Genomic DNA, 21,690 nt, shown 5'->3' with positions numbered 1-21,690 from the left:
GTATCCAGGGTCATGGAAGCGCCTGATAGACCACCCTGCCCCACCGAGAGTTTTAAAAAATATTACAAAGGCCGCGCCAGGCTATTCGAACAGTGCATCCAGTGCCTGCTCCAATCGAGTCACGGCCACCACCTGCAGACCGGGCGGCGGATCCTTGGGCGCGTTGCCCTTGGGCACGATGGCGCGCTTGAAGCCGTGCTTGGCCGCTTCCTTGAGACGCTCCTGGCCACTGGGTACCGGACGGATTTCGCCGGACAGGCCGATCTCGCCGAACACCAGCAGATCGTGCGGCAGGGCGCGGTCCCTCAGGCTGGAGATCACCGCCGACATCAGCGCCAGGTCCACCGCCGTCTCCAGCACCTTGACCCCGCCGACCACGTTGATGAAGACGTCCTGGTCGTAGGTGGGGATGCTGCCGTGGCGGTGCAGCACCGCCAGCAGCATGGCCAGGCGATTCTGGTCCAGGCCCACGGTGACCCGGCGCGGGTTGGCCAGGTGACTGGTGTCCACCAGCGCCTGCACCTCCACCAGCATGGGCCGCGAACCCTCCCAGGTCGCCATGACCACACTGCCGGCCACCGCCTCCTGGGCACGATTGAGAAAGATCGCCGAAGGGTTGGAAACCTCCTTGAGGCCTTTATCGGTCATGCCGAACACGCCCAGCTCGTTGACCGCGCCGAAGCGATTCTTCACCGCTCTGAGCATGCGCAGACGGCCGTCCGATTCGCCCTCGAAATAGAGTACGGTGTCGACCATGTGCTCCAGCACCCGTGGTCCGGCCAAGGCGCCTTCCTTGGTGACGTGGCCAACCAGAAAGATGGCGGTACCGGTCTGCTTGGCGAAACGTACCAGCAGGGCCGCGCTCTCGCGCACCTGGGCCACGCCACCTGGGGCGGATTGCAGTTGCTCGGTGAAGATGGTCTGGATGGAGTCGATCACCATGACCCGCGGCTTTTCCTGGCGGGCGGTGGCGACGATGGTCTCGATGCAGGTCTCGGTCATGACCTTGAGCTTGTCTTCCGGCAGACCCAGGCGCCGGGCGCGCATGGCCACCTGTTGCTGGGATTCCTCGCCGGTGACATAGAGCGCCGGCATGCGCGCGGCCAGATGACAGAGGGTCTGCAGCAGGATGGTGGACTTGCCGATGCCAGGATCACCGCCGATCAGCACCACGGAGCCGTCCACCAGGCCGCCACCCAGCACCCGGTCGAGTTCGGTGGAATCGGTGGTGAAGCGCGGGGTTTCCTCGACGCTGACCTCGGCCAGGGTCTTGATGGTCGCCTGCGCCCCGGCCCAGCCAGCGCGCCCGGAGGGTACGGCGGAGGTCTCGACGACGGTTTCCACCAGGGTGTTCCAGGCACCGCACTCGCCGCACTGACCCGCCCACTTAGGAAAGGTGGCGCCGCATTCGGTGCAGCCGTAGAGACGCTTGGCCTTGGCCATGGCGGAATTCTCCAGTCGAGAAAGGAAGGTTCCCAGCATACCACGACTGGATGCATAGACAGTAAAAAGGCGCGATCCCGGGGGAGCGCGCCTCTCTCAAAAGCGGGCTTGAGCCTTAGTTACCCTCGCCACCCGGCTGACGCAGCATGGTCAGGGCCTGGTTGGCCTGGGCGATGCACTTCTTCTCATCGCCGGCCTTCTGGGCGGCCATGGCGTTCTTGCGGAAGTCGGCGATCTGCTGGGCCTGGGAGCTGCCCGGGCCGATCATGTTGGTCTTCATCTTGCTGGCGTCATCCAGCTTCTGCAACTGCACCGCGCACAGATCCTTGGCGAACACGGGGGCGGTGGCGAACATCATCAGGGCGATCAGGGCGGTACGCTTCATGGGGACATCCTCATTGGGGAGGGCCAGGTAGGCCGGATAAACCTCGCTCACCCCACGAAACTCGTCTGGGGTAACCCATTGACCGTCAGGCATCGTTGGTCGTTCAGCGCGCCATCATTGGCGTTTACCCTCGGGCCAGCCGCTCTGGGACTAGTGCTTGAGCGTCGAAATCATCGCCGCATCGCCACGCATCCAGACCGGCAACGCCTGTTGCCAACGCTCCTGTTCGAGCAGTTGCAGGTCGGCCAAAAGTCGGCTGTATTCGGCGAATTCCTGTTGGACGCGACGGCGTTGCGCGTCCACGGCCGCTTCGGTGATCCACAGGTGCCACTGCTGGTACATCGCCACTTCGTCGGTCATCGGCTCCTCTCCTGGGAGGCCATGATGGCAACGCCGGCGGCCCTTGCCAATCGCACTAAGGTGGGGCTCGACCCTGCAGATCGAGCCCGACACAGCTAGGACGGGTATTTCAGCTGCTGAGCGATTTTGTCCTTGAGCAGGACACGCTCGCGGCGCAGGCGCCCCAGTTCCTCGTCGCCGCTGGACTCTTCCACTTCTTCCAGATCGAGGATCTGCTGATCGAGCTTCGCGTAGTCTTCGAGCAGCTTGGCAAAGGCCGCATCGGTCTGGGGACGGCTGTCCAGCTGCTCGGCGTATTCGGGAAAGTCTTTGTGCAGGTCGTGTTTGGCAACCATCAGAGGCTCCTTGGGGTGAGAGATAGAGGTCGCGAGGGCCGCAGCTCTCGTCGTACAAGGGTGGACCCGGTCCTTTCGACAAAGTGCGACAGCCACGACCAGCTGCCGATTCGCTGACGATTTGACGCTGGCGGGGAACCTAGAGACCGTCAGCAAGGTTCCAAACCCGAGCGAAGCGAGCACAATCGTCTATCGTCTCTTCGAAACCATCCAAAGGAGTGCAGCATGAGCATCATTGCCGAGTTCAAGAAATTCGCCATGAGAGGCAACGTGGTCGACCTGGCGGTCGGCATCATCCTGGGCGCGGCTTTCGGCAAGATCGTGTCGTCCTTTGTAGCCGACATCATCACACCGCCGCTGGGGTTGCTGCTGGGGGGTGTGGATTTCTCCCAGCTGGCCATCACTCTGAGGGCTGCCATAGGTGACCAACCGGCCGTGGTCATGTCCTACGGCAAGTTCCTGCAGACCATCTTCGACTTCGTGATCATCGCCTTCGCCATCTTCATGGCGATCAAGGTGCTCAACCGCCTGCGCCTGCACCAGGATGCCGCGCCCTCTGGCCCGACCAAGGACCAGGTGCTGCTGACCGAGATCCGCGACCTGCTGAAAGAGCAGAACAGCCAGGCGACCGCGGCCCCTGTCGTCAAACAGGAACCGCCGATCACCCCGCAGTAGAAACCTGCTGGATCCCGCCTCGCTAGGAGGCGGGTCGCTCCAGGCGGATCCAGCCGATCCGTCGATCCTTGACCGATTCCACCGTCAGCTGCCAGCCCTGGTATTCCAGGCGATCACCAGCCACCGGCAGGCGGCCCAGCAGGTCCACCACCAGGCCGCCCAGGGTCTGGTAGTCGTCGTTTTCCGTGATCTGGAAACCGGTGCGCTGGGCCAGGGGATGCAGATTCAGACCGCCGCTGGCGCGATAGCCGTTCTCCACCCTTTCCAGCTCCGGCAGGCTCTCCTCGCTGGCATCCGGCAGTTCGCCGGCAATGGCCTCGAGGATGTCGGTCAGGGTCAGCAGGCCTTCGAAGCCACCGAATTCGTTGACCACGAAGGCCACGTGGGTGGAGGCCGCGCGCAGCTGTTCCAAGGCACCTAGCACCGTGGCCTGGGCCGGCAGGTGGATGGGGGTGCGCACCCGGGCGCGCAGGTCCGGTGACTGGCCCTGGAGGATGTCGGCGAACAGCTCCTTCTTGTGGACATAGCCCAGGGGCTCGTCGATGTTGCCATTGACCACCAACGGCAACCGCGAGTGAGCCGAGGCCAGCAGTTGCTCATGCAGTCGTTCCGGCGGAGCGTCGGCATCGAGGATGTCGACGTCGGCGCGGGCGGTCATCACCGTACGCACCGGGCGTTCGCCCAATTGCAGCACGCCACTGATCATCAGGCGCTCACGGCGATCGAAGACCGGGCCTTCGCCCTTCTCGCCTTCCATCAGTTCGGCGATGTCCTCGTCCACCTCGTCTTCGCGCAAACGACCACCCAGCAGGCGCAACACGGCCTGGGAGGTCCGCGCACGCATGCCGAGCCGCTCGTGCATCTGCCGCTTGCGCTTCCAGCGCACCACCTGGTTGGCCAGCTCGATAAGGATCGAGAAGCCGATGGCGGCGTACAGATAGCCCTTGGGAATGTGGAAGCCCAAGCCTTCGGCGGTCAGGCTCAGACCGATCATCATCAGGAAGCCCAGACACAGCATGATCACCGTGGGGTGGGCGTTGACGAAGGCGGTCAGCGGCTTGCTCGCCACCAGCATCAGACCGATGGAGATGATCACGGCGATCATCATCACGCTCAGGTGCTCGACCATGCCCACGGCGGTGATGACGGCGTCCAGCGAGAACACGGCGTCGAGCACCACGATCTGCGCCACCACCGGCCAGAAGGCGGCGTAGGTCCGGCTGCCACCGGTCTTGTGGGTATGGCCCTCGATGCGTTCGTGCAGCTCGGTGGTGGCCTTGAACAGCAGGAAGATGCCGCCGAACAGCATGATGAGGTCACGACCGGAGAAGGCCTTGCCGAAGACCTCGAACAGCGGTTCGGTGAGGGTGACCATCCAGGAGATGCTGGCCAGCAGGCCCAGACGCATGATCAACGCCAGCGACAGGCCGATGACCCGTGCCTTGTCACGCTGCGCCGGAGGCAGCTTGTCGGCGAGGATGGCGATGAAGACGAGGTTGTCGATGCCCAGGACGATTTCCAGGACGATCAGGGTCAGCAGCCCCAACCAGGCGGTGGGATCGGAGATCCATTCCATTAGCGGTATGCCTCCGCAAGAGAGGGCCGGACGGCCACGGAGGAAAGACAACGGGAGGGGGTGTTGGCCGCGCCTGGCCAGGAGGCCGGGGGCGGCTCGGATCTGTCACTGCTCATCGGAACTCGAAAGGTAGCCTTGGAAATTCCGATCCTAGAGCAAGGCGGGGCCAAAGCTAAAGGTCCAACCTTTTCCAATTGTGAAGAAAACGTAAAGACGCCCGGATAACTTCCCGGTTACCAGTAGTTTTCCACCGCCACCTGGCCGGGTCGGCGACTCAGGGCCAGCTGCAGATCGCGGGTCTTGAGCAGCTGGCGGGTGTCGTCGACCATCTCGGGATTGCCGCAGATGAGGATCCGCGAGTGCTCGGGCGACAGCGTGACGCCGGCGGCGCGTTCCAGCTCGCCGTTCTCGATCAGGGTGGTGATGCGGCCGCGCAGGGCGCCGGGGTGATCCTCGCGGGTGACCACCGGGACATAGACCAGGCGGTCGGTGAGGCCTTCGAGGTGCTCCACCTGGCCGTAGCCGTTGATGACGTCCTGGTAGGCCAGGTCGCGGGCCTCGCGCACGCTGTAGACCAGCACGATGCGTTCGAAGCGCTCCCAGGTGTCGGGTTCCTGCAGCATGGACAGGAAGGGTGCCAGGCCCGTGCCGGTGGCCAGCAGCCAGAGATCCCGACCGCCGCCGAAGCGCTCCAGGGTGAGATAGCCATAGGGCTGCTTTTCCACCAGCAGCTCGTCGCCCTCGCGCAGGCGGCTCAGCTCGCTGGTGAAGGCGCCGCCAGGCACCACGATGGAAAAGAATTCGAGGAATTCATCGTGAGGTGCCGAGACCATGGAATAGGCGCGCCAGACGATGTCGCCATCGGCCTTGCGCACGCCCAGCCGGGCGAATTGGCCGGCGCGAAAGCGATAGCGCGGGTCGCGGGTGGTCCTCAGGCTGAAGAGGTTGTCGCTCCAGGGCCAGACGGCGGTGATCGTCTCGCGGGTGAACTTGTCTTCGGTGGCGGTCATACTGGCCTCTTTTTCCCGATTGCTTAGAGCCATTGTCCCGCACTGGGCCGCCGATAAACACCGACAGAAACCATGCCTTCTCTCGTCTCGCCCTTCGCCACCCTCGAACTCGACCGTCAGCCACCGCGCCGCGACGATCCCCTGCAGGCCTTCGACGCCGCCGACGAGTACCTCCTGCAGCAGGTCGCCGAGGGCGGCCTGGCTCCCGCCACCCGGGTGCTGGTGCTCAACGACGCCTTTGGCGCCCTGGCCGTGAGCCTGGCCGGCCATGCCCAGGTGACCTCCAGTGGCGATTCGCACCTGGCGGCCCTGGCCCTAGCGGCGAATCTGGCACGCAATGGCCTCGCCGCCGATGCGGTTACCTTCGTCCCGGCCAGCGAGGCGACGGGTGGGCCCTTCGATCTGGTGCTGATACGGGTGCCCAAGACCCTGGCCCTGCTGGAAGAACAGCTGATCCGCCTGCACGGCCAGTTGGCGCCGGACGCTCAGGTGATCGCCGGCGGCATGCTCAAGCATCTGCCCCGCGCCGCTGGCGACCTGCTGGAGCGGCACATTGGCCCGGTACAGGCCTCGCTGGCGGTGAAGAAAGCCCGACTGCTATCTGCCACGCCCGCGTCGCGGCCGGCGGTAGCCTCGCCCTACCCAAGTCGTTATCGCCTGGATGCACCGCCGCTGACTCTGGTCAACCATGCCAATGTCTTCTGCCGCGAGGGTCTGGACATCGGTACCCGCGCCTTCCTGCCGCACCTGCCCCAGGGTCTGGGCCAGGCCCGGGTAGCCGATCTCGGTTGCGGCAACGGCGTGCTGGCCCTGGCCTGTGCCCTGGCCAATCCGGAGGCGCAATTCACCCTGGTGGACGAGTCCTACATGGCGGTGCAGTCGGCGCAAGAGAACTGGACCGCGGCCTTCGGCGAGCGACCGGTGGCGATCCGCGCCGCCGACGGCCTGGCCGAGCAGCCGCCGCGGTCGCTGGACCTGATCCTCTGCAATCCACCCTTCCACCAGCAACAGGTGGTGGGCGACTTTCTGGCCTGGCGCATGTTCCAGCAGGCACGGGCGGCGCTGAGCGAGCAGGGCGAACTCTGGCTGGTGGGCAATCGCCACCTGGGTTACCACGTCAAGCTCAGGCGCCTGTTCAAGCGCGTCGAACAGATCGCGGCCACGCCGAAATTCGTGATACTCAAGGCGGTCCAACCCCTCTGACATACATCCGGAGAAGAGAGCCGCCCGCGTGCCATCCCTGCCCCTCGATCTCCACTACATCGCCCTGGTGCTCGAACTGATCGGCATCAGCGCGGCGATCCACGCCATCGTCACGGTGCGTACCGCCCAGGGCGCCATGGCCTGGGCCATGGCGCTGGTGTTCATGCCCTTGCTCAGCCTGATTCCCTATCTGGTGTTCGGCCGGCGCCGCTTCGACAGCTATGTGAAGGCACGGCGCCAGGCCGACGAGGAGATGGCGCGCCAGGCCGCCGAGCTGGACTGGCGGCCCTGGATCGCCGAGGCCATGGCCGCCCAGCAGTGCAGCGCGGCCAACCGCAAGCTCAAGGCCATGACCGCCCTCACCGGCACCCCCTGCGTCGCCAACAACCAGGTGCGGCTGCTGATCAACGGCGAGGAAACCTTCGCCGCCATCCTCACGGCCATCCGCGGGGCGCAGAAGGTGGTGCTGGTGCAGTTCTTCATCATCCACGACGACGCCCTAGGTCTGGCCTTGCAGAACACCCTGCTCGACCGCGCCCGCGCTGGAGTCCAGGTCTTTCTGCTGTACGACGCCATCGGCAGCCATGCCCTGCCGCGCGCCTATGTGGAAAAGCTGCGCGAGGCCGGTTGCGAGGTGAAGGGCTTCAGCAACCGCCGCGGACTGATCAACCGATTCCAGGTCAACTTCCGCAACCACCGCAAGATCGTGATCGTGGATGGCGAGGTGGGCTTCACCGGCGGGCTCAACGTCGGCGACGAATACATGGGCCTCAAGCCGCCCCTGGCGCCCTGGCGCGATACCCATCTGGAACTGCGCGGCCCGGCCCTGGCCACCCTGCAGGAGACCTTCGCCCAGGACTGGTACTGGGTGACCCGGCGGCTGCCCACCCTGCTGCTGCCGGAACGCTACGAGGACGGCGGGGTGCTCTGTCAGGTGGTGCCCAGCGGCCCGGCGGACGACCAGGAGACCTGCTCGCTGTTCTTCGTCGAGGCTATCCATTCGGCGCGCCACCGGGTCTGGATCACCACGCCCTATTTCATTCCCGACGAAGCCGTCTCGGCGGCCCTGCGCCTGGCCGCCCTGCGCGGGGTCGACGTGCGCATCCTCCTGCCCTCGCGACCGGACCACAAGGTGGTCTATGCCGCGTCCTACCTCTATGCCTTCGAGGCGGTGCACGCCGGGGTGCGGGTGTTCCGCTACGGTCCGGGCTTCCTGCACCAGAAGGTGGTGCTGATCGACGAGGACGTGGCCGCGGTGGGCAGCGCCAACCTGGACAACCGCTCCTTCCGCCTCAACTTCGAGGTCATGGTGATGGTGATGGACGTCCCCTTCGCCTGGGAGGTGCGCAAGATGCTGGAGCAGGACTTCAGTCGCTCCCGCGAACTCACCCCCGAGGACAACGCCGCCCTGCGCCGCTGGCGGCGGGTGGCCATGCGCGTGGCGCGGGTGTTTTCGCCGGTGCTCTAGAACCCCGGAACCCGCTCTGCGACGGCCCGGTCCGATGCCTCATGGCGCCTCACCCGGAGCGCCCCGCGCCCCCGGAGTCGCCCGCCATGCCATCCTTTTCGCCGCTGCGTTGCGTCTGCCTGCTGGCGGGCGGTCTGGCCCTGGAGGCCACCGCTGCGCCGCGCAGCGTGCCCTCCATCGAAAGCGAAGACGCCGCCCTGGGCAGCGTGGAGGTCAGCGAAAACTCCGGGCGCTTCCATCCGCAACTGGGCATGGACGTGCGCAACGGCGACTTCTCCCGCGGCAACTACGATGACGACGCGGCCAGCCTCGACCGCATCCCCTTGCACCTGCAGGCGGGCTTCGCGCTGGATCTGCACCAGGGAAGCGACGGCGTGGCCGATGCCTGGCTGGTGTTCAGCAGCAGCAATGGCTTGCACAGCCCGTCCAGCGAGGAACGGGTCAGCCCGCGGCGCTGGTACGAGAGCAACAACCTGCTCGGGCTGGTGGTGTCGCCGGCCGAGGGCCTGAGGGTCGGCTTCGTCTACACGGTCAAGAGCAGCCCCAACGACGTCGCCGCCACCACCCAGGAGGTCAGCCTGACCCTGGCCTATCAGGCCGATACGGGCCTGGGCGCCTGGCGCCCGGGGCTGGCGGTGACCACCCGCACCCAGGGCGACAGCGGCCTCTATACCCAGGGCAGCCTGGAGCCGGGGTTGGATCTCACCCCAGGCGGTCTGCGCCTGAGTTTCCCCAGTGCCCTAGGGGTGGGCTGGAACGGCTTCTACGGACCGGATTCCGGAGACCGCCTCTATGCCCGCACCGGCCTGGCGCTGGAGCAACCGTTCCGCTGGGGCGACACCCGCTGGAGCGCTCGGGCCGAAGCCCTGGCGCTCTACCGCGACGGTGCCCTGCGCGAGTTAAGCGGTCCGGAGGGCGAGACCGACGGCGTGGTGCCCCAGGTGACCCTCAGCCTGTCCATGGCCTACTAGCCCAACGGCGCCACCCCAAGGCCCTCGACCAGACATTCGAGGGCGCGCAGGCCGGCCACCGAGTTGCCATAGCTGTCCAGCCGCGGCGACCAGACACAGATGCTCATCTGCCCCGGGACGATGGCGACGATGCCGCCCCCGACCCCGCTCTTGCCCGGCAGGCCGACGCGCCAGGCGAAGTCGCCCGCGGCATCATAGAGGCCGCAGGTCAGCAGCAAGGCATTGAGCTGACGCGTCTGCTGGGGGGTCACCACCGCCTGACCATCCTGGGGATTGACCCCACCGTTGGCCAGGAAGGCAAAGGCCCTGGCCACGTCGCTGCAGCTCATGGCCAGAGCGCAGCCATGGAAATAGACGTCGAGGACGTCGTTCACCTCGCTGTGGAGATTGCCGTAGGCCTTCATCAGATAGGCCAGGGCGGCGTTGCGCGCCTTGTGGTCCATTTCCGAACGGGCTACCCGGTCGTCGAAATTGATGGCCGGATTGCCGGCCAGGCGCCGCGCTTGTTCACGCATCATCCAGTGGATGGACATGATGCGTGACACCAGCAGCTCGCAGACCAGCACGGCGCCGGCGTTGATGAAGGGATTGCGCGGCACGCCCTTCTCTTCTTCCAGCTGAGCCATGGAATTGAAGGCATGACCGGACGGCTCGCGGCCGACGCGGGTCCAGATGTCCGGCTCGTCCAGGCGCTGCATGGCGATCACCAGGTTGAGCACCTTGGAAATCGACTGGATGGAAAACGCCGTATCGGCCGCACCCGCACGCCAGACCTTGCCGTTGATGTCACAGACGGCGATGCCGAACTGATCCGGCGCCACCTCGGCCAGGGCCGGGATGTAGTCGGCCACTTCACCTTCGCCGAAGTGGCGCGGCGCGGCGGCGGCGATACGGTCGAGCAACGGCTGCAGCTGATGGCGATCGAAAAGCTCTGGCATGGCGAATCCAAGGCGGGCGGGGGCGCCAAGTGTAGGGGCCCTGGCGGCCTCAGGCGAGCCCCGCGGGCGCCTGCAGGGGCAGGCGGATCTCGAACCGCGCACCGCCCCGCGTACCGGCGCTCAGGCCCAGGCGGCCAGCCTGGTTTTCCACCGCGCGACGGCTGATGGCCAGGCCCAGGCCGAAGCCGCCGGTGGCACGGTCACGGCTGCGATCCATGCGGTAGAAGGGCTCGAAGACTCGCTCGCGCTCGGCCTCGGGGATGCCTTCGCCATCGTCTTCCACCGCGATCAGCAACGTCTCGCCGTCACGGCGGACCGTTACCCAGACCTCACGCTGGCAATAGCGCAGCGCATTGCCGACGAGATTCTGCAGGGCGCGGGCCGTGAGCCGCGGGGCCAGCTCGACCCGCATGGGCGCCTGCACCATGTCCAGGTGCACCTCGACGCCGCGACGCTCCTGCTCCTCGGCGAAGTCGGCCAGCACGCTGTCGAGAAAGGCTTCGAGATCCAGGCCCAGGCGTTCGGGCGGCTGCTGACTGCTCTGCAGCCGGGCGAAGGACAGCAGTTCGTCGACCAGGGCATCCAGTTCGCGGACGTGGCGCACCAGTTGCTCCAGCTGGCGGTGGGTCTCGGCGGGCAGTGGATCGGCCTGCAACAGTGCCAGGCCGAATTCCAGACGCGACAAGGGCGTGCGCAATTCGTGGGAGACGGCGTTGAGCAGGTCGCGCTGCTGGACGATCAGCGCCTCCAGCTCCTGAGCCATGTCATCGAAGGCCCGCGCCAGCTCGCCGACATCCGAGCGCGGCGAGATGGCCGTACGCTCGCCCAGATGGCCCTTGCCCAGTCGTGCCGCGGTGCGCCGCAGCCGTTCCAGGTCGCGCCAGTGCGGACGTAGCCAGACATAGAGACAGATCAGCAGGGCCGCGCCGATCAGGGCGTTCATCGCCCAGTAGGTCAGGGCGATGTCGGTGGGCGCCTCGGGGATGCCGATCCACAGCACCTGATCTGCCGGCAGCGGCACCAGGGCCGCACTGGGTTCGCCATAGTCACCCAGGCGTACCCGTCGCTGGCCGGCAGCGAGGTCTGAGCGCTCCTCCAGACTGAGGGCCTGATCGTCGCGCGGGACCAGGCGCAGGCTGATGGGCGCCAGCTCCGCGGCCAGTTCGTCCTGCAGCGCCGGCCAGCGCTCCGGCGGCGTGGTGGTGAAGGCGCGCTGAACCAGGCTGAGCGGACCGTGCAACTGCTCCAGGGTATAGCGGCTGTAACGCTCGTCGAACACCTTGAGCAGCGCCTCGGGTACCAGGTAGCTGGCGGCGCCGTAGGTCACCAGCAGGATGAGGTAGAGGCGGACGAGGATCTTGAGCATCTATTCCCACTCGGCGCGAGACAGCAGATAACCCTTGCCCCAGACGGTCTTGATCCGTCGCGCTTCGCCAGGATGCTCCTCGAAACGACGGCGCAGCTTGGAGATGGCCACGTCCACCGAGCGGTCGACGCCGTTGAATTCGATGCCGCGCAGTTGCTGGATCAGCTGGTCGCGGCTGAGCACCTCGCCGGCATGGCGCATGAGGACTGCCAGCAGGTTGAATTCAGTGGACGACAGCTCCACCAGCTGGTCGCGCCACCAGACCTGGCGCTCGCCCGGCAGCAACCGCAGCTGGCCGATAACCAGGCGATCATCGGTGGCCACCTCGCCCAGCTGGCAGCGGCGCAGCAGGGTGCGGATGCGCGCCAGCAGCACCCGCGGCTCGCAAGGCTTGCTGACGTAGTCGTCAGCACCGATCTCCAGCCCCAGCACCTGGTCGTGGCTGTCGTCCAAGGCGGTGAGCATCAAGATCGGCAGGCCCGGCTGGGCGGCGCGCAGCTGGCGGCAGACCTGCAGGCCATCCAGCCCCGGCAGCATGACATCGAGCACCACCAGCTGCGGGCGCAGTCGCTGCACCGCGGCCAGGGCCTCGTCGCCACGGCCGATCACGGTCACGGCATAGCCCTGGCGACCCAGGTAGGTGGCGATGAGGTCAGCCAGGGCGGCGTCGTCTTCGACGATGAGCAAGGGGATCACGGCAGCTCTTCATGGCGGCAAAGCCCGAGCATAGCCGAGCGCAGCACCGGCGGGCGCAGGCCTTAACACTCTTTCACAAGAGACCTACAGACGTTTACAGGGTGGCCTGCGCGAGGCGCCTACCATGACGCTCTTCTGGAGGAAGCCCCGATGTTCCCGATCCGCCCTGCCCTCGGCAGCCTCGTGCTGCTCTGTCTGCTGCTCGCCGCCTGCGACCGTCCGGCCCCGGAAGCCGCCGCCCCGACCGCGCCCAGGGTGCAGGTGGAGACCCTGCACCCCAAGCCCCTGGCCATCGCCAGTGAATTGAGTGGCCGCCTGGTGGCGCCACGGACCGCGGAAGTACGGGCACGGGTCGCCGGCATCGTGCTGCAGCGGGTGTTTCGCGAAGGCAGTGAGGTCAAGGCCGGTGAGGTGCTGCTCCGCATCGATCCGGCGCCGCTGCAGGCCGAGGTGGACAGTGCCGCCGCGGCCCTGCGCAAGGCCGAGGCCAGCGCCTTCCAGACGCGGCGCCTGGCCGAGCGCTATGCGGCGCTGGTCGAGAGCGAGGCGATCAGTCGCCAGGAGCAGGACAACGCGCGTGGCGCCAGCCTGCAGGCGGAGGCAGAGGTGGCGGCGGCCCGGGCGGCGCTCAAGCGGGCGCGGCTGAATCTGGGCTATGCCACGGTCACCGCGCCCATCGCCGGGCGCATCGGCAAGGCGCTGGTCACCGAGGGCGCGCTGGTCGGCCAGGGCGATGCCACGCCCCTGGCGATCATCCAGCAGCTGGACCCCATCCATGCCGACGTCACCCAGTCGACCCGCCAGCTCAAGGCGCTGCGCGATGCCCTGCGGGACGGCCGGCTGCAGCAGGTGGCGCCGGATCAGGCACGGGTGACGCTGCTGCAGGAGGATGGCAGCCCCTACCCCGAGAGCGGCCGCCTGCTGTTCGCCGATCTCACGGTGGACGCCAACACCGGGCAGATCACCTTGCGCAGCCAGTTTCCCAATCCACGGCGCGACCTCTTGCCGGGCAGCTTCGTGCGGGTACGCCTGGAGCAGGCGCGCCTCGATCAGGGTTTGAGCGTCGCCCAGCAGGCGGTGCAGCGCAGCGTCGATGGCGGGGCCCAGGTCTGGGTGGTGGATGCCGAAAACCAGGTCGCCCTGCGCGAGGTGCGCCTGGGCCCGGTGGTCGAAGGTCGCTGGGTGGTGGAGTCCGGCCTCGCCGCTGGTGAGCGCGTACTGCTCTCCGGTCTGCAACAGGCGCAACCGGGCCTGGTGGTGGAACCCCAGGAAGCCCAGGCCGCCACGGCGGAGGTGCGCTGATGGCCAACTTCTTCATCGACCGCCCGGTGTTCGCCTGGGTGGTAGCGCTGTTCATCCTGCTCGCCGGGCTGCTGGCCATCCCGCAGTTGCCGGTGGCCCAGTACCCCAATGTGGCGCCGCCGCAGATCGAGCTGTACCTGACCTATCCGGGCGCCTCGCCGCAGACCCTGGACGAGAGCGTGGTCAGCCTCGTCGAGCAGGAGCTCAATGGCGTCAATCACCTGCTCTATTTCTCCTCCAGCAGCAGCCAGGGCAGCGCCACCCTGACCGTGACCTTCCAGCCCGGCACCGATCCGGAGCTGGCCAAGGTGGACATCCAGAATCGCCTCAAGGTGGTGGAGCCGCGCCTGCCGCGGGCGGTCACCCAGCAGGGCATCCAGATCGAGGAGACCTCGGCTGGCTACCTCATGTTCGTCACCCTCTCCGCCACCGACCAGCGCCTCGACACCACCGCCCTGAGCGACTATCTGGCACGCAACGTGGTCAACGAACTGCGCCGCCTGGACGGCGTGGGCAAGGCCCAGCTGTTCGGTGCCGAGCACGCCCTGCGCGTCTGGCTCGATCCCAGTCGCCTGGTGGCGGTCGGCCTGACCCCGGCGGACGTGACCCGGGCCATCGCCGAGCAGAACGTCCAGGTGGCGGCCGGCAGTATTGGCGAGCTACCGGCCCCCGCTGGCCAGGAACTGACCGCGCCGGTGCTGATCAAGGGCCAGCTCAGCGACCCCGCGGAGTTCGCCGGCATCCTGCTGCGCGCCGGAGCCGACGGTTCCAGCGTGACCCTGGGCGACGTGGCCCGGATCGAAGTGGGCAGCCAGAGCTACAACTTCGGCACGCGGCTGGACGGCAAGCCTTCGGTGGCGGTGGGGGTGCAGCTGGCACCCACCGCCAACTCCCTGGCCACCGCCCAGGCCGTGCGCGCCAAGCTGGCCGAGCTGTCCCAGTATTTTCCACCCGGGATGAAATACGACATCCCCTACGACACGGCGCCCTTCGTCGAGATCTCCATCACCCAGGTCATCCATACCCTGCTGGAGGCCATGGCGCTGGTGTTCGCGGTGATGTACCTGTTCCTGCAGAACCTGCGCTACACCCTGATCCCGACCCTGGTGGTGCCGGTGGCGCTGCTGGGCACCTGCGCCGTGCTCCTGGCGCTGGGCTATTCGATCAATGTGCTGACCCTGTTCGGCATGGTGCTGGCCATCGGCATCCTGGTGGACGACGCCATCGTGGTGGTGGAGAACGTCGAGCGACTCATGGCCACGGAGGGCCTCGATCCCCGCGCGGCCACCCGCAAGGCCATGGGCGAGATCTCCGGCGCCATCGTCGGCATCACCCTGGTGCTGACCGCGGTCTTCGTGCCCATGGCCTTCATGAGCGGCTCGGTCGGCGTCATCTATCGCCAATTCTCGGCGTCCATGGCGGTGGCCATCCTTTTCTCCGCCTTTCTCGCCCTGAGCCTGACCCCGGCGCTGTGCGCCACCCTGCTCAAGCCGATTGCCCAGGGCACCCATGCCCGCAGCGGCTTCTTCGGCGCCTTCAATCGGGGCTTCGAGCGCCTGACCGGCGGTTTCGAGGGCTGGGTGGCCCGCGCCATCCGCCGCCTGCTGCCCAATCTCGTGCTGTTCGCCGTCCTGCTGGCGGCCCTGGTAGCGCTCTATGGCCGTCTGCCCGGTGCCTTCCTGCCCACCGAGGATCAGGGCTATCTGATCACCGACATCCAGCTGCCGCCCGGGGCCACCCAGGAGCGCACCCTCAAGGTGATCGAGCGCCTGGAGCGCCATTACGCCGAGGAGCCGGGGGTGGCCAACGATCTCGTCCTGCTCGGCTTCAGCTTTTCCGGCAGCGGCCAGAACGCCGCCCTGGCCTTTACCACCCTCAAGGACTGGTCCGCCCGCGGCCCGGCCGATTCCGCCGCGGCCATCGCCGAGCGCGCCAATGCCGCCCTGGCCGGCGAAAGCGAGGCCCTGGGCTTCGCCGTGCTGCCACCGCCGGTGGAAGGCCTGGGCACCTCCAGCGGTTTCGAGGTGCGCCTGCAGGACCGGTCCAATCGCGGCCAGGCGGCGCTCAAGGCAGCGCGGGATGAATTGCAGGCCAAGCTGGCGGGCAATCCGATCATCGCCTACGTGCGGGAAACGGCCCTGGCCGACAGCGCCCAGGTGCAACTGGTGGTGGATCGCCGCCAGGCCGCCGCCCTGGGAGTGGGTTTCGCCGCCCTCGGCGAGACCCTGGGCACCGCCCTGGGCTCCAGCTACGTCAATGACTTTCCCAATCGCGGACGGATGCAGCAGGTGATCGTGCAGGCCGAGCTGGGCAGCCGCAGCCAGGTGGACGACCTGCTGCGCCTGGAGGTGCGCAATGAGCGCGGGCGCATGGTGCCCCTGTCCGCCTTCGTCAGCGCCGACTGGACCCAGGGTGCGGCGCAACTGTCGCGCTACAACGGCTATCCGGCCATCAGCCTGTCCGGCGAGCCGCTGCCCGGTCACACCACCGGCGAGGCCATGGCCGAACTGGAACGCCTGGCCGCGGAGCTGCCACGGGGCTTCGCCCTGGAGTGGACGGCGCTGTCGTTGCAGGAACGCCTCTCCGCCGGCCAGGCACCGGTGCTGCTGGGGCTGTCGCTGCTGGTGGTGTTCCTCTGCCTCGCCGCCCTCTACGAGAGCTGGTCGATTCCCACCGCGGTGCTGCTGGTGGTGCCCCTGGGGGTGTTAGGCGCGGTGCTGGCGGTGACCCTGAGGGGAATGCCCAACGATGTCTTCTTCAAGGTCGGCCTGATCACGGTGATCGGCCTGACGGCGAAGAACGCCATCCTGCTCATCGAATTCGCCAAGAGCCTGCACGACGGCGGCATGGACCTGTACCAGGCCACCTGCCGTGCCGCCCGGCTACGCCTGCGGCCCATCGTCATGACCTCACTGGCCTTCATCCTCGGCGTGGTACCGCTGGCCCTGGCCACCGGCGCCAGCTCGGCGAGCCAGCAGGCGGTGGGCACCGGGGTGATCGGCGGCATGCTCAGCGCCACCCTGGCGCTGATCTTCGTGCCGGTGTTCTTCGTGCTGGTGCTGCGGGTGGTGGGGCGATTGCGGCGCAATCCGGAGCAGCGCCCTGACTAGATCCGGCCTGCTGTCGCGGATGGCCAGCCTTCGCGGTGGGTCATCCGTCGCGTTTTCCACCGAGACCTAAAGCCGCACCCGGTGGACAAGGCAACGCCCCGGTCCAGGCTACGCCCTATCCAAGTCTTACAACCCCAGGTCGCTCAACCCCGGATGATCGTCCGGCCGCCGCCCCTGGGGCCAGTGAAACAGCCGTTCAGCCTCGCTGATCGGCAGGTCGTTGATGCTGGCGTGACGCTCGGCCATCAGACCCTGGTCGTCGAAGTGCCAGTTCTCGTTGCCGTAGGCGCGGTACCACTGGCCGTCTTCATCCCGCCATTCGTAGGCGAAGCGCACGGCGATGCGCGCGCCGTCATGGGCCCACAGCTCCTTGATCAGCCGGTACTCGTGCTCGCGCTGCCACTTGCGGGTGAGAAAGGCCTCGATGGCGGCGCGGCCCTGGAGGAAATCCGAGCGATTACGCCAGCGGCTGTCGGCGGTATAGGCCAGGGCCACCTTGGCCGGATCGCGGCTGTTCCAGCCGTCTTCGGCGGCGCGGACTTTTTGCTGGGCGGACTCCAGGGTAAAGGGAGGAACGGGGGGACGGGCAGCGCTCATGGGGACTCTCCTTGGCAGATGAGGCCCCAGTGTCAGGCCGCAGCGGGAGTGTCACAAGGTCGAACGGCCCACGGATCTGGCCAAGTCGCTCAGACTTCTACCAGGCGATAGTGCAATCCCCGCACCACCGCCTCGACCCGGTTGCGCGCGCCCAGTTTGCGGGCGGCGGAGTTGAGGTGCAGGTTGACCGTGGCGGTGGAGCGGTTGAGGGTCGCGGCGATGCGCTTGGCGGTCAGCCCCTTGGCGGAATACTGCAGGCATTCACGCTCGCGCGGTGTCAGGCGGATCTGGCCGCAGCGCCGCTCGGCGGGCGCGAGCAATTCGTCGGCGCGGGCCTGGAAGGCATGGGCGAGGACCAGAAAGGCGCCTAGACAGGCTTCGCCGGCGGCCTCGGCGTCCGGGGCATCGGCATCGAGGATGCCGGTCAGGGTGGCGAAGGCACCGCCGGGCAGGTGCAGCGGTACCGTCACCCCGGTGGCGAGGCCGCTGTCACGCACATAGCAGGTGACCGGCCGATGACTGTCACCCAGGTACTCGCGCAGGGCGCTACGGGTTTCGCTGCGAAACGACCAGACGAAGGGTGCCGCGCGCCGGCTGGCGCACTGTTGCACCGGATCGATCTGGTAGTAGCCGCGCTCGCACCAGAAGGCCTGCATGTCCGCCGGGGCGTTGCGCACCTTGAACACCGAGGGCGTGATGAGCACCCCCTCGTGACTCAGCGGCACCGGGGCGTAGTCGTAGATCAGCGCCTTGCAGCCGAGGCGATCAGCGCTGGCCTGCACCGCATCCAGACAGGCGTCGAGCGTGGGCAATCCGACGAGGCGGCGGCTGATGGTGAGCAGATCGGCATGCATCTTGGAGCTCCTCCCCTGGATCACGATGGGGAACGCGAAGCAAAGGTTCTGCCAGTCACGCCAGCGCTGCTGCAAACCTAGCACTTTTATGGATGGGGCCAGCGTCCACCCTGGCCTAGAGTCGAGTCTACCCCGCCCCTTCGAGGAAGCCCCTATGACTCAGCACGCTCCGTCCGGCGACAGCGCCGACCTCGCCCGCTTCGGCTACACCCAGGAACTCAAGCGCCAGCTCGGGCTGAAGGACCTGCTGATCTACGGTCTGGTGTTCATGGTGCCCATCGCCCCCTTTTCCATCTTTGGCGGGGTATTCGACGCCAGTCACGGCATGGTGCCCCTCACCTACCTCATCGGCTTCGTCGCCATGCTGTTCACCGCGGTCAGCTACCAGCAGATGTCGCGCGCCTTCCCGGTGGCCGGCTCGGTCTATGCCTACGTCGGCCGCGGCCTGCACCCGGCGCTGGGTTTCCTCGCCGGCTGGGCCATCCTGCTCGACTACCTGCTGGTGCCCACCCTGCTCTATGTGATCGGCGCCAACGCCATGGCCAACGTCATCCCAGCCATTCCCCAGCCGCTGTGGATCGTTTTCTTCGTCGGCCTCAACACCCTGGTCAACCTGCGTGGCATCGAGACCACCGCCCGCGCCAACCGGCTGTTCCTCTATGGCCAGCTGGCGGTGCTGCTGGTGTTCGTGGTGCTGGCGTCCCTGGCCATCAGCCGCGGGGTCAACGGCGCCGAATGGACCTTGAAGCCGCTGTACAACTCCCAGGAATTCTCCCTGCCGCTGATCTTCAGCGCCCTGTCGGTGGCGGTGCTGTCCTTTCTCGGCTTCGACGCCATCTCCACCCTCTCCGAAGAAACCCGCGGCGGCAGCCGCGTGGTGGGTCGCGCCACCCTACTGGCCCTGACCCTGGTGGCCGCGCTGTTCATGGTGCAGACCTGGCTGGCCGCCCTGCTGCAACCCAACCTGATCCAGTACCCCGACGCCGATGCCTCGAACAACGCCTTCTACGAGATCGGCCGACTGATCGCCGGCCCCTGGCTGCAGGTGGTGATCGCCCTGGCGGTGGCCATCGGTGCCGCCATCGCCAATGCCCTGGTGGCCCAGGCCGCCACCTCCCGGCTGCTGTTCGCCATGGCCCGCGACCGCCAGCTGCCGCAGTTCCTGCGCCAGATCCATCCCAAGACCCGGGTGCCGCAGCGCGCCATCCTGCTGGTGGCGGCTCTGAGTCTGATGCTGGGACTGTTCTTTGTCGGCCAGATCAACCTGCTCGCCTCCATGTGCAACTTCGGTGCGCTGACCGCCTTCCTGCTCCTGCATGTAGCAGTGGCCTGGCATCACCGCGGCGCCGGTCGCCCGCTGCTGTACGCCCTGGTCCCGCTGGTCGGCTTCATCATCCTCGCCTATGTGCTGTTCAACGCCGACATCTACGCCAAGGTCGGCGGCAGCTGCTGGATGGTGCTGGGTCTGGCCGTGCTGGCCTTTCTCAAACTCAGCGGTCGGACCACGGAATTCAAGGCCAATGACGCCGTCCACTAGGCATTGCCCGCCCGCGGAGGCTTCCGATGATCAAGACCCTGCACAGCCAGCACTGCCATTGCGGCTGGGATCACAGCCTCGCCCCGGCGCTGGCGGTCGCGCCGGGCGAGACGGTGAGCTTTGCCTGCCGTGACGCGGCGGACGGCCACTTCCACGCCCACTCCAGTGCCGCCGACGTCGCCACCCTGCCCTTCGAGCGGGTCAATCCGGTCTGCGGCCCGCTGTGGATCGAGGGTGCCGAGCCCGGTGATGTACTCAGGGTGACGCTGGACAGCTTCACCCCCAGCGGCTTTGGCTGGACCGCCAACATACCCGGCTTCGGCCTGCTCGCCGACCAGTTTCCGGACCCGGTGCTGCAGCTCTGGCATTACGACCGCAGCGGGCAGACACCGGCCGCCTTCGGCGAGCTGGCGCGGGTCCCGCTCAAGCCCTTCGCCGGCACCCTGGGGGTGGCTCCTGCTGCGCCAGGTCTGCACTCGGTGGTGCCACCGCGGCGGGTGGGCGGCAACCTGGATATCCGCGACCTGGCCGCCGGCACCAGCCTTTACCTGCCGGTGGAGGTAGCCGGGGCGCTGTTTTCCATCGGCGATACCCATGCTGCCCAGGGCGATGGTGAGGTCTGCGGCACCGCCATCGAGACCGCCATGGCGGTCACTGCGACCTTCGAGCTGATCAAGCAGCAGCCGCTGGCCATGCCGCGCTTCAGCACCCCGGGGCCGGTCACCCGTCACCTGGACGGCGCGGGTTACGAGGTCTTCACCGGCGTCGGGCCGGACCTGCTGGCTGCGGCGCGCATGGCCGTCAGCGGCGCCATCGACTGGCTCGGGCAGACCCGCAACCTGCCGGCGGAACAGGCCTATCTGCTCTGTTCGGTCTGTGGCGACCTGCGCATCAGCGAGATCGTCGACGTGCCCAACTGGGTGGTTGGCTTCTATTTCCCGCGGATCGTGTTCGAATAGTCTGGCGCCCGCCGTGGCAACGTCCCCCACAGCGAGGCGATGACGATCAGCAGGCCGCCCAGCCAGCCCCAGAGGCCCAGGCGTTCGTCCAGCCAGAAGCTGGCGAACAGCGCGCCGAACAGCGGCTCGGCGCCCATCAGCAGGGCGACGCGGGTGGCGCTGGTGCGGCCCAGGGCATAGTTCTGGGCGAGAAAGGCGCCCAGGGTGCAGAACAGCACCAGGTAGCCGGTGGCGAGCCAGAAGCCTGGCTGCACGGGCAGCGGCGCCAGACCCGGGCCCAGGACGAACAGCAGCAGACAGGCCAGGCCCACCACGCCGGTCTGCACCGCGGTCAGCGCCAGGGCCGGCACCGGGGCACTGGCCTGCTGCAGACGCCGGCGCACCACGCAGACGTTGACCGCGCGCAATACGGCCGCCAGCAGGATCAGGCCGTCCCCCAGGTTGAAGCTCAGGGTCACCCCACGGGTCAGCAGCCCGGCGCCCGCCACCGCCAGCGCCGCGGCGCCCAGGGCGCGGGCCTCGGGGCGCTGGCCGAGCAGCCACCACTCGGCGAAGGGCGTCAGGGCCACGCAGAGGCTGATGAGAAAGGCGGCGTTGCTGGCGCTGGTCAGGGCCACGCCATAGGTCTCGGCGAGAAAGATCGCCAATAGCAACAGACCGGTCGGCACCCCGGGGCGCCAGGCTCGCCGGCCCTCGCCCCTCAGAGTGGGTAGCAGCAGCGCTGCGGTGAGACAGAAGCGTAGCGCCAGATAGCCCATTACCGGATAGAGCACCACGGCGTCCTTGACTACGGCATAGCTGGTCCCCCAGACCAAAGCAGTGGCGAGCAGCAGGCCTTCGGCGAGGCCGAAGGTGGGGCGTTGCGACATGACAGCATCTCCCTGAATTAGGCCGCCAGTGTGCCC

At 67.4% G+C, this 21,690-nt stretch carries 20 protein-coding genes; 8 read left to right on the top strand and 12 right to left on the bottom strand.

Features of this window, described 5'->3' with window-relative positions; translation table 11 throughout:
- Positions 1 to 81: 81 nt before the first annotated feature.
- The 4 genes from radA to AX284_RS00260 all read right to left on the bottom strand — a co-directional run bounded on the left by radA (position 82) and on the right by AX284_RS00260 (position 2,523).
- Positions 82 to 1,443, bottom strand: coding sequence for a DNA repair protein RadA (gene radA / locus AX284_RS00275; protein WP_017639095.1), 1,362 nt, complete (start codon positions 1,441 to 1,443; stop codon positions 82 to 84).
- Positions 1,444 to 1,558: 115 nt separating this feature from the next.
- Positions 1,559 to 1,828: a hypothetical protein gene (locus AX284_RS00270; RefSeq protein ID WP_017639094.1), complete on the bottom strand. Its 270-nt coding sequence runs from the start codon at positions 1,826 to 1,828 to the stop codon at positions 1,559 to 1,561.
- Positions 1,829 to 1,978: 150 nt separating this feature from the next.
- Complete coding sequence (locus tag AX284_RS00265; protein ID WP_017639093.1) at positions 1,979 to 2,188, bottom strand: hypothetical protein; 210 nt, start codon at positions 2,186 to 2,188, stop codon at positions 1,979 to 1,981.
- A gap of 95 nt (positions 2,189 to 2,283) precedes the next feature.
- Positions 2,284 to 2,523, bottom strand: a complete 240-nt coding sequence (locus AX284_RS00260; protein WP_007162691.1) for a YdcH family protein — start codon at positions 2,521 to 2,523, stop codon at positions 2,284 to 2,286.
- 225 nt (positions 2,524 to 2,748) lie between these two features.
- On the opposite strand from AX284_RS00260, the gene mscL reads away from it, so the two are divergent.
- A complete protein-coding gene (gene mscL, locus AX284_RS00255; protein ID WP_017639092.1) occupies positions 2,749 to 3,198 on the top strand; it encodes a large-conductance mechanosensitive channel protein MscL in 450 nt (149 codons plus the stop codon).
- A 22-nt stretch (positions 3,199 to 3,220) separates the two neighbouring features.
- Here the strand turns inward: mscL and AX284_RS00250 are convergent, their stop codons facing one another.
- Positions 3,221 to 4,774, bottom strand: a complete 1,554-nt coding sequence (locus tag AX284_RS00250; protein ID WP_017639091.1) for a TerC family protein — start codon at positions 4,772 to 4,774, stop codon at positions 3,221 to 3,223.
- A gap of 233 nt (positions 4,775 to 5,007) precedes the next feature.
- On the bottom strand, positions 5,008 to 5,784 hold the full coding sequence (locus tag AX284_RS00245; protein ID WP_017639090.1) for a ferredoxin--NADP reductase: 777 nt from the start codon (positions 5,782 to 5,784) through the stop codon (positions 5,008 to 5,010).
- 72 nt (positions 5,785 to 5,856) lie between these two features.
- Between AX284_RS00245 and AX284_RS00240 the strand changes: the two genes are divergently transcribed.
- The 3 genes from AX284_RS00240 (at position 5,857) to AX284_RS00230 (ending at position 9,426) form a co-directional block, all read left to right on the top strand.
- Positions 5,857 to 6,987, top strand: a complete 1,131-nt coding sequence (locus AX284_RS00240) for a methyltransferase (RefSeq protein ID WP_068382945.1) — start codon at positions 5,857 to 5,859, stop codon at positions 6,985 to 6,987.
- Between the two features lie 28 nt (positions 6,988 to 7,015).
- On the top strand, positions 7,016 to 8,455 hold the full coding sequence (gene cls / locus AX284_RS00235) for a cardiolipin synthase (protein ID WP_017639088.1): 1,440 nt from the start codon (positions 7,016 to 7,018) through the stop codon (positions 8,453 to 8,455).
- 86 nt (positions 8,456 to 8,541) lie between these two features.
- Positions 8,542 to 9,426, top strand: a complete 885-nt coding sequence (locus AX284_RS00230; protein WP_068382943.1) for a hypothetical protein — start codon at positions 8,542 to 8,544, stop codon at positions 9,424 to 9,426.
- Here AX284_RS00230 and glsB read toward each other — a convergent pair.
- From glsB to AX284_RS00215, 3 genes are all read right to left on the bottom strand, one after another.
- The gene (glsB, locus tag AX284_RS00225) at positions 9,423 to 10,337 is read right to left on the bottom strand and encodes a glutaminase B (RefSeq protein WP_197480238.1); all 915 of its coding nucleotides are present in this window, start codon (positions 10,335 to 10,337) and stop codon (positions 9,423 to 9,425) included. The two genes, AX284_RS00230 and glsB, sit on opposite strands and share 4 nt — an antisense overlap.
- Before the next feature lie 76 nt (positions 10,338 to 10,413).
- Complete coding sequence (locus AX284_RS00220) at positions 10,414 to 11,730, bottom strand: ATP-binding protein (protein ID WP_068382941.1); 1,317 nt, start codon at positions 11,728 to 11,730, stop codon at positions 10,414 to 10,416.
- Positions 11,731 to 12,426 (bottom strand): response regulator transcription factor, encoded by a 696-nt coding sequence (locus tag AX284_RS00215; RefSeq protein ID WP_017639084.1) that lies wholly within the window; start codon positions 12,424 to 12,426, stop codon positions 11,731 to 11,733.
- 150 nt (positions 12,427 to 12,576) lie between these two features.
- Between AX284_RS00215 and AX284_RS00210 the strand changes: the two genes are divergently transcribed.
- Both AX284_RS00210 and AX284_RS00205 read left to right on the top strand, forming a co-directional pair.
- On the top strand, positions 12,577 to 13,728 hold the full coding sequence (locus tag AX284_RS00210; RefSeq protein ID WP_068382940.1) for an efflux RND transporter periplasmic adaptor subunit: 1,152 nt from the start codon (positions 12,577 to 12,579) through the stop codon (positions 13,726 to 13,728).
- Positions 13,728 to 16,838 carry a multidrug efflux RND transporter permease subunit gene (locus AX284_RS00205; RefSeq protein ID WP_068382938.1) on the top strand — a complete coding sequence of 1,037 codons (3,111 nt, stop codon included), beginning with the start codon at positions 13,728 to 13,730 and terminating at the stop codon, positions 16,836 to 16,838. Before AX284_RS00210 ends, AX284_RS00205 begins: the two co-directional genes overlap by 1 nt.
- Positions 16,839 to 16,964: 126 nt before the next feature.
- Here the strand turns inward: AX284_RS00205 and AX284_RS00200 are convergent, their stop codons facing one another.
- Positions 16,965 to 17,435, bottom strand: coding sequence for a nuclear transport factor 2 family protein (locus AX284_RS00200; RefSeq protein WP_017639081.1), 471 nt, complete (start codon positions 17,433 to 17,435; stop codon positions 16,965 to 16,967).
- Between the two features lie 89 nt (positions 17,436 to 17,524).
- Complete coding sequence (locus AX284_RS00195; RefSeq protein ID WP_068382936.1) at positions 17,525 to 18,289, bottom strand: LuxR family transcriptional regulator; 765 nt, start codon at positions 18,287 to 18,289, stop codon at positions 17,525 to 17,527.
- A 154-nt stretch (positions 18,290 to 18,443) separates the two neighbouring features.
- On the opposite strand from AX284_RS00195, the gene AX284_RS00190 reads away from it, so the two are divergent.
- Together AX284_RS00190 and AX284_RS00185 are read left to right on the top strand one after the other, a co-directional pair.
- Complete coding sequence (locus tag AX284_RS00190; RefSeq protein WP_068382934.1) at positions 18,444 to 19,826, top strand: APC family permease; 1,383 nt, start codon at positions 18,444 to 18,446, stop codon at positions 19,824 to 19,826.
- Positions 19,827 to 19,852: 26 nt separating this feature from the next.
- Positions 19,853 to 20,785 (top strand): acetamidase/formamidase family protein, encoded by a 933-nt coding sequence (locus AX284_RS00185; protein WP_068382932.1) that lies wholly within the window; start codon positions 19,853 to 19,855, stop codon positions 20,783 to 20,785.
- On the opposite strand, the gene AX284_RS00180 is transcribed toward AX284_RS00185, so the two are convergent.
- Entirely contained in the window at positions 20,758 to 21,654 is an 897-nt protein-coding gene (locus AX284_RS00180) for a DMT family transporter (protein WP_068382931.1), read from the bottom strand. The two genes, AX284_RS00185 and AX284_RS00180, sit on opposite strands and share 28 nt — an antisense overlap.
- Between the last annotated feature and the right edge of the window lie 36 nt (positions 21,655 to 21,690).

It is taken from the genome of Pseudomonas sp. HUK17 (assembly GCF_001566765.1).
Note: the sequence above shows the minus strand (reverse complement) of the source record. Positions and strands in the feature narration are given on the sequence as shown.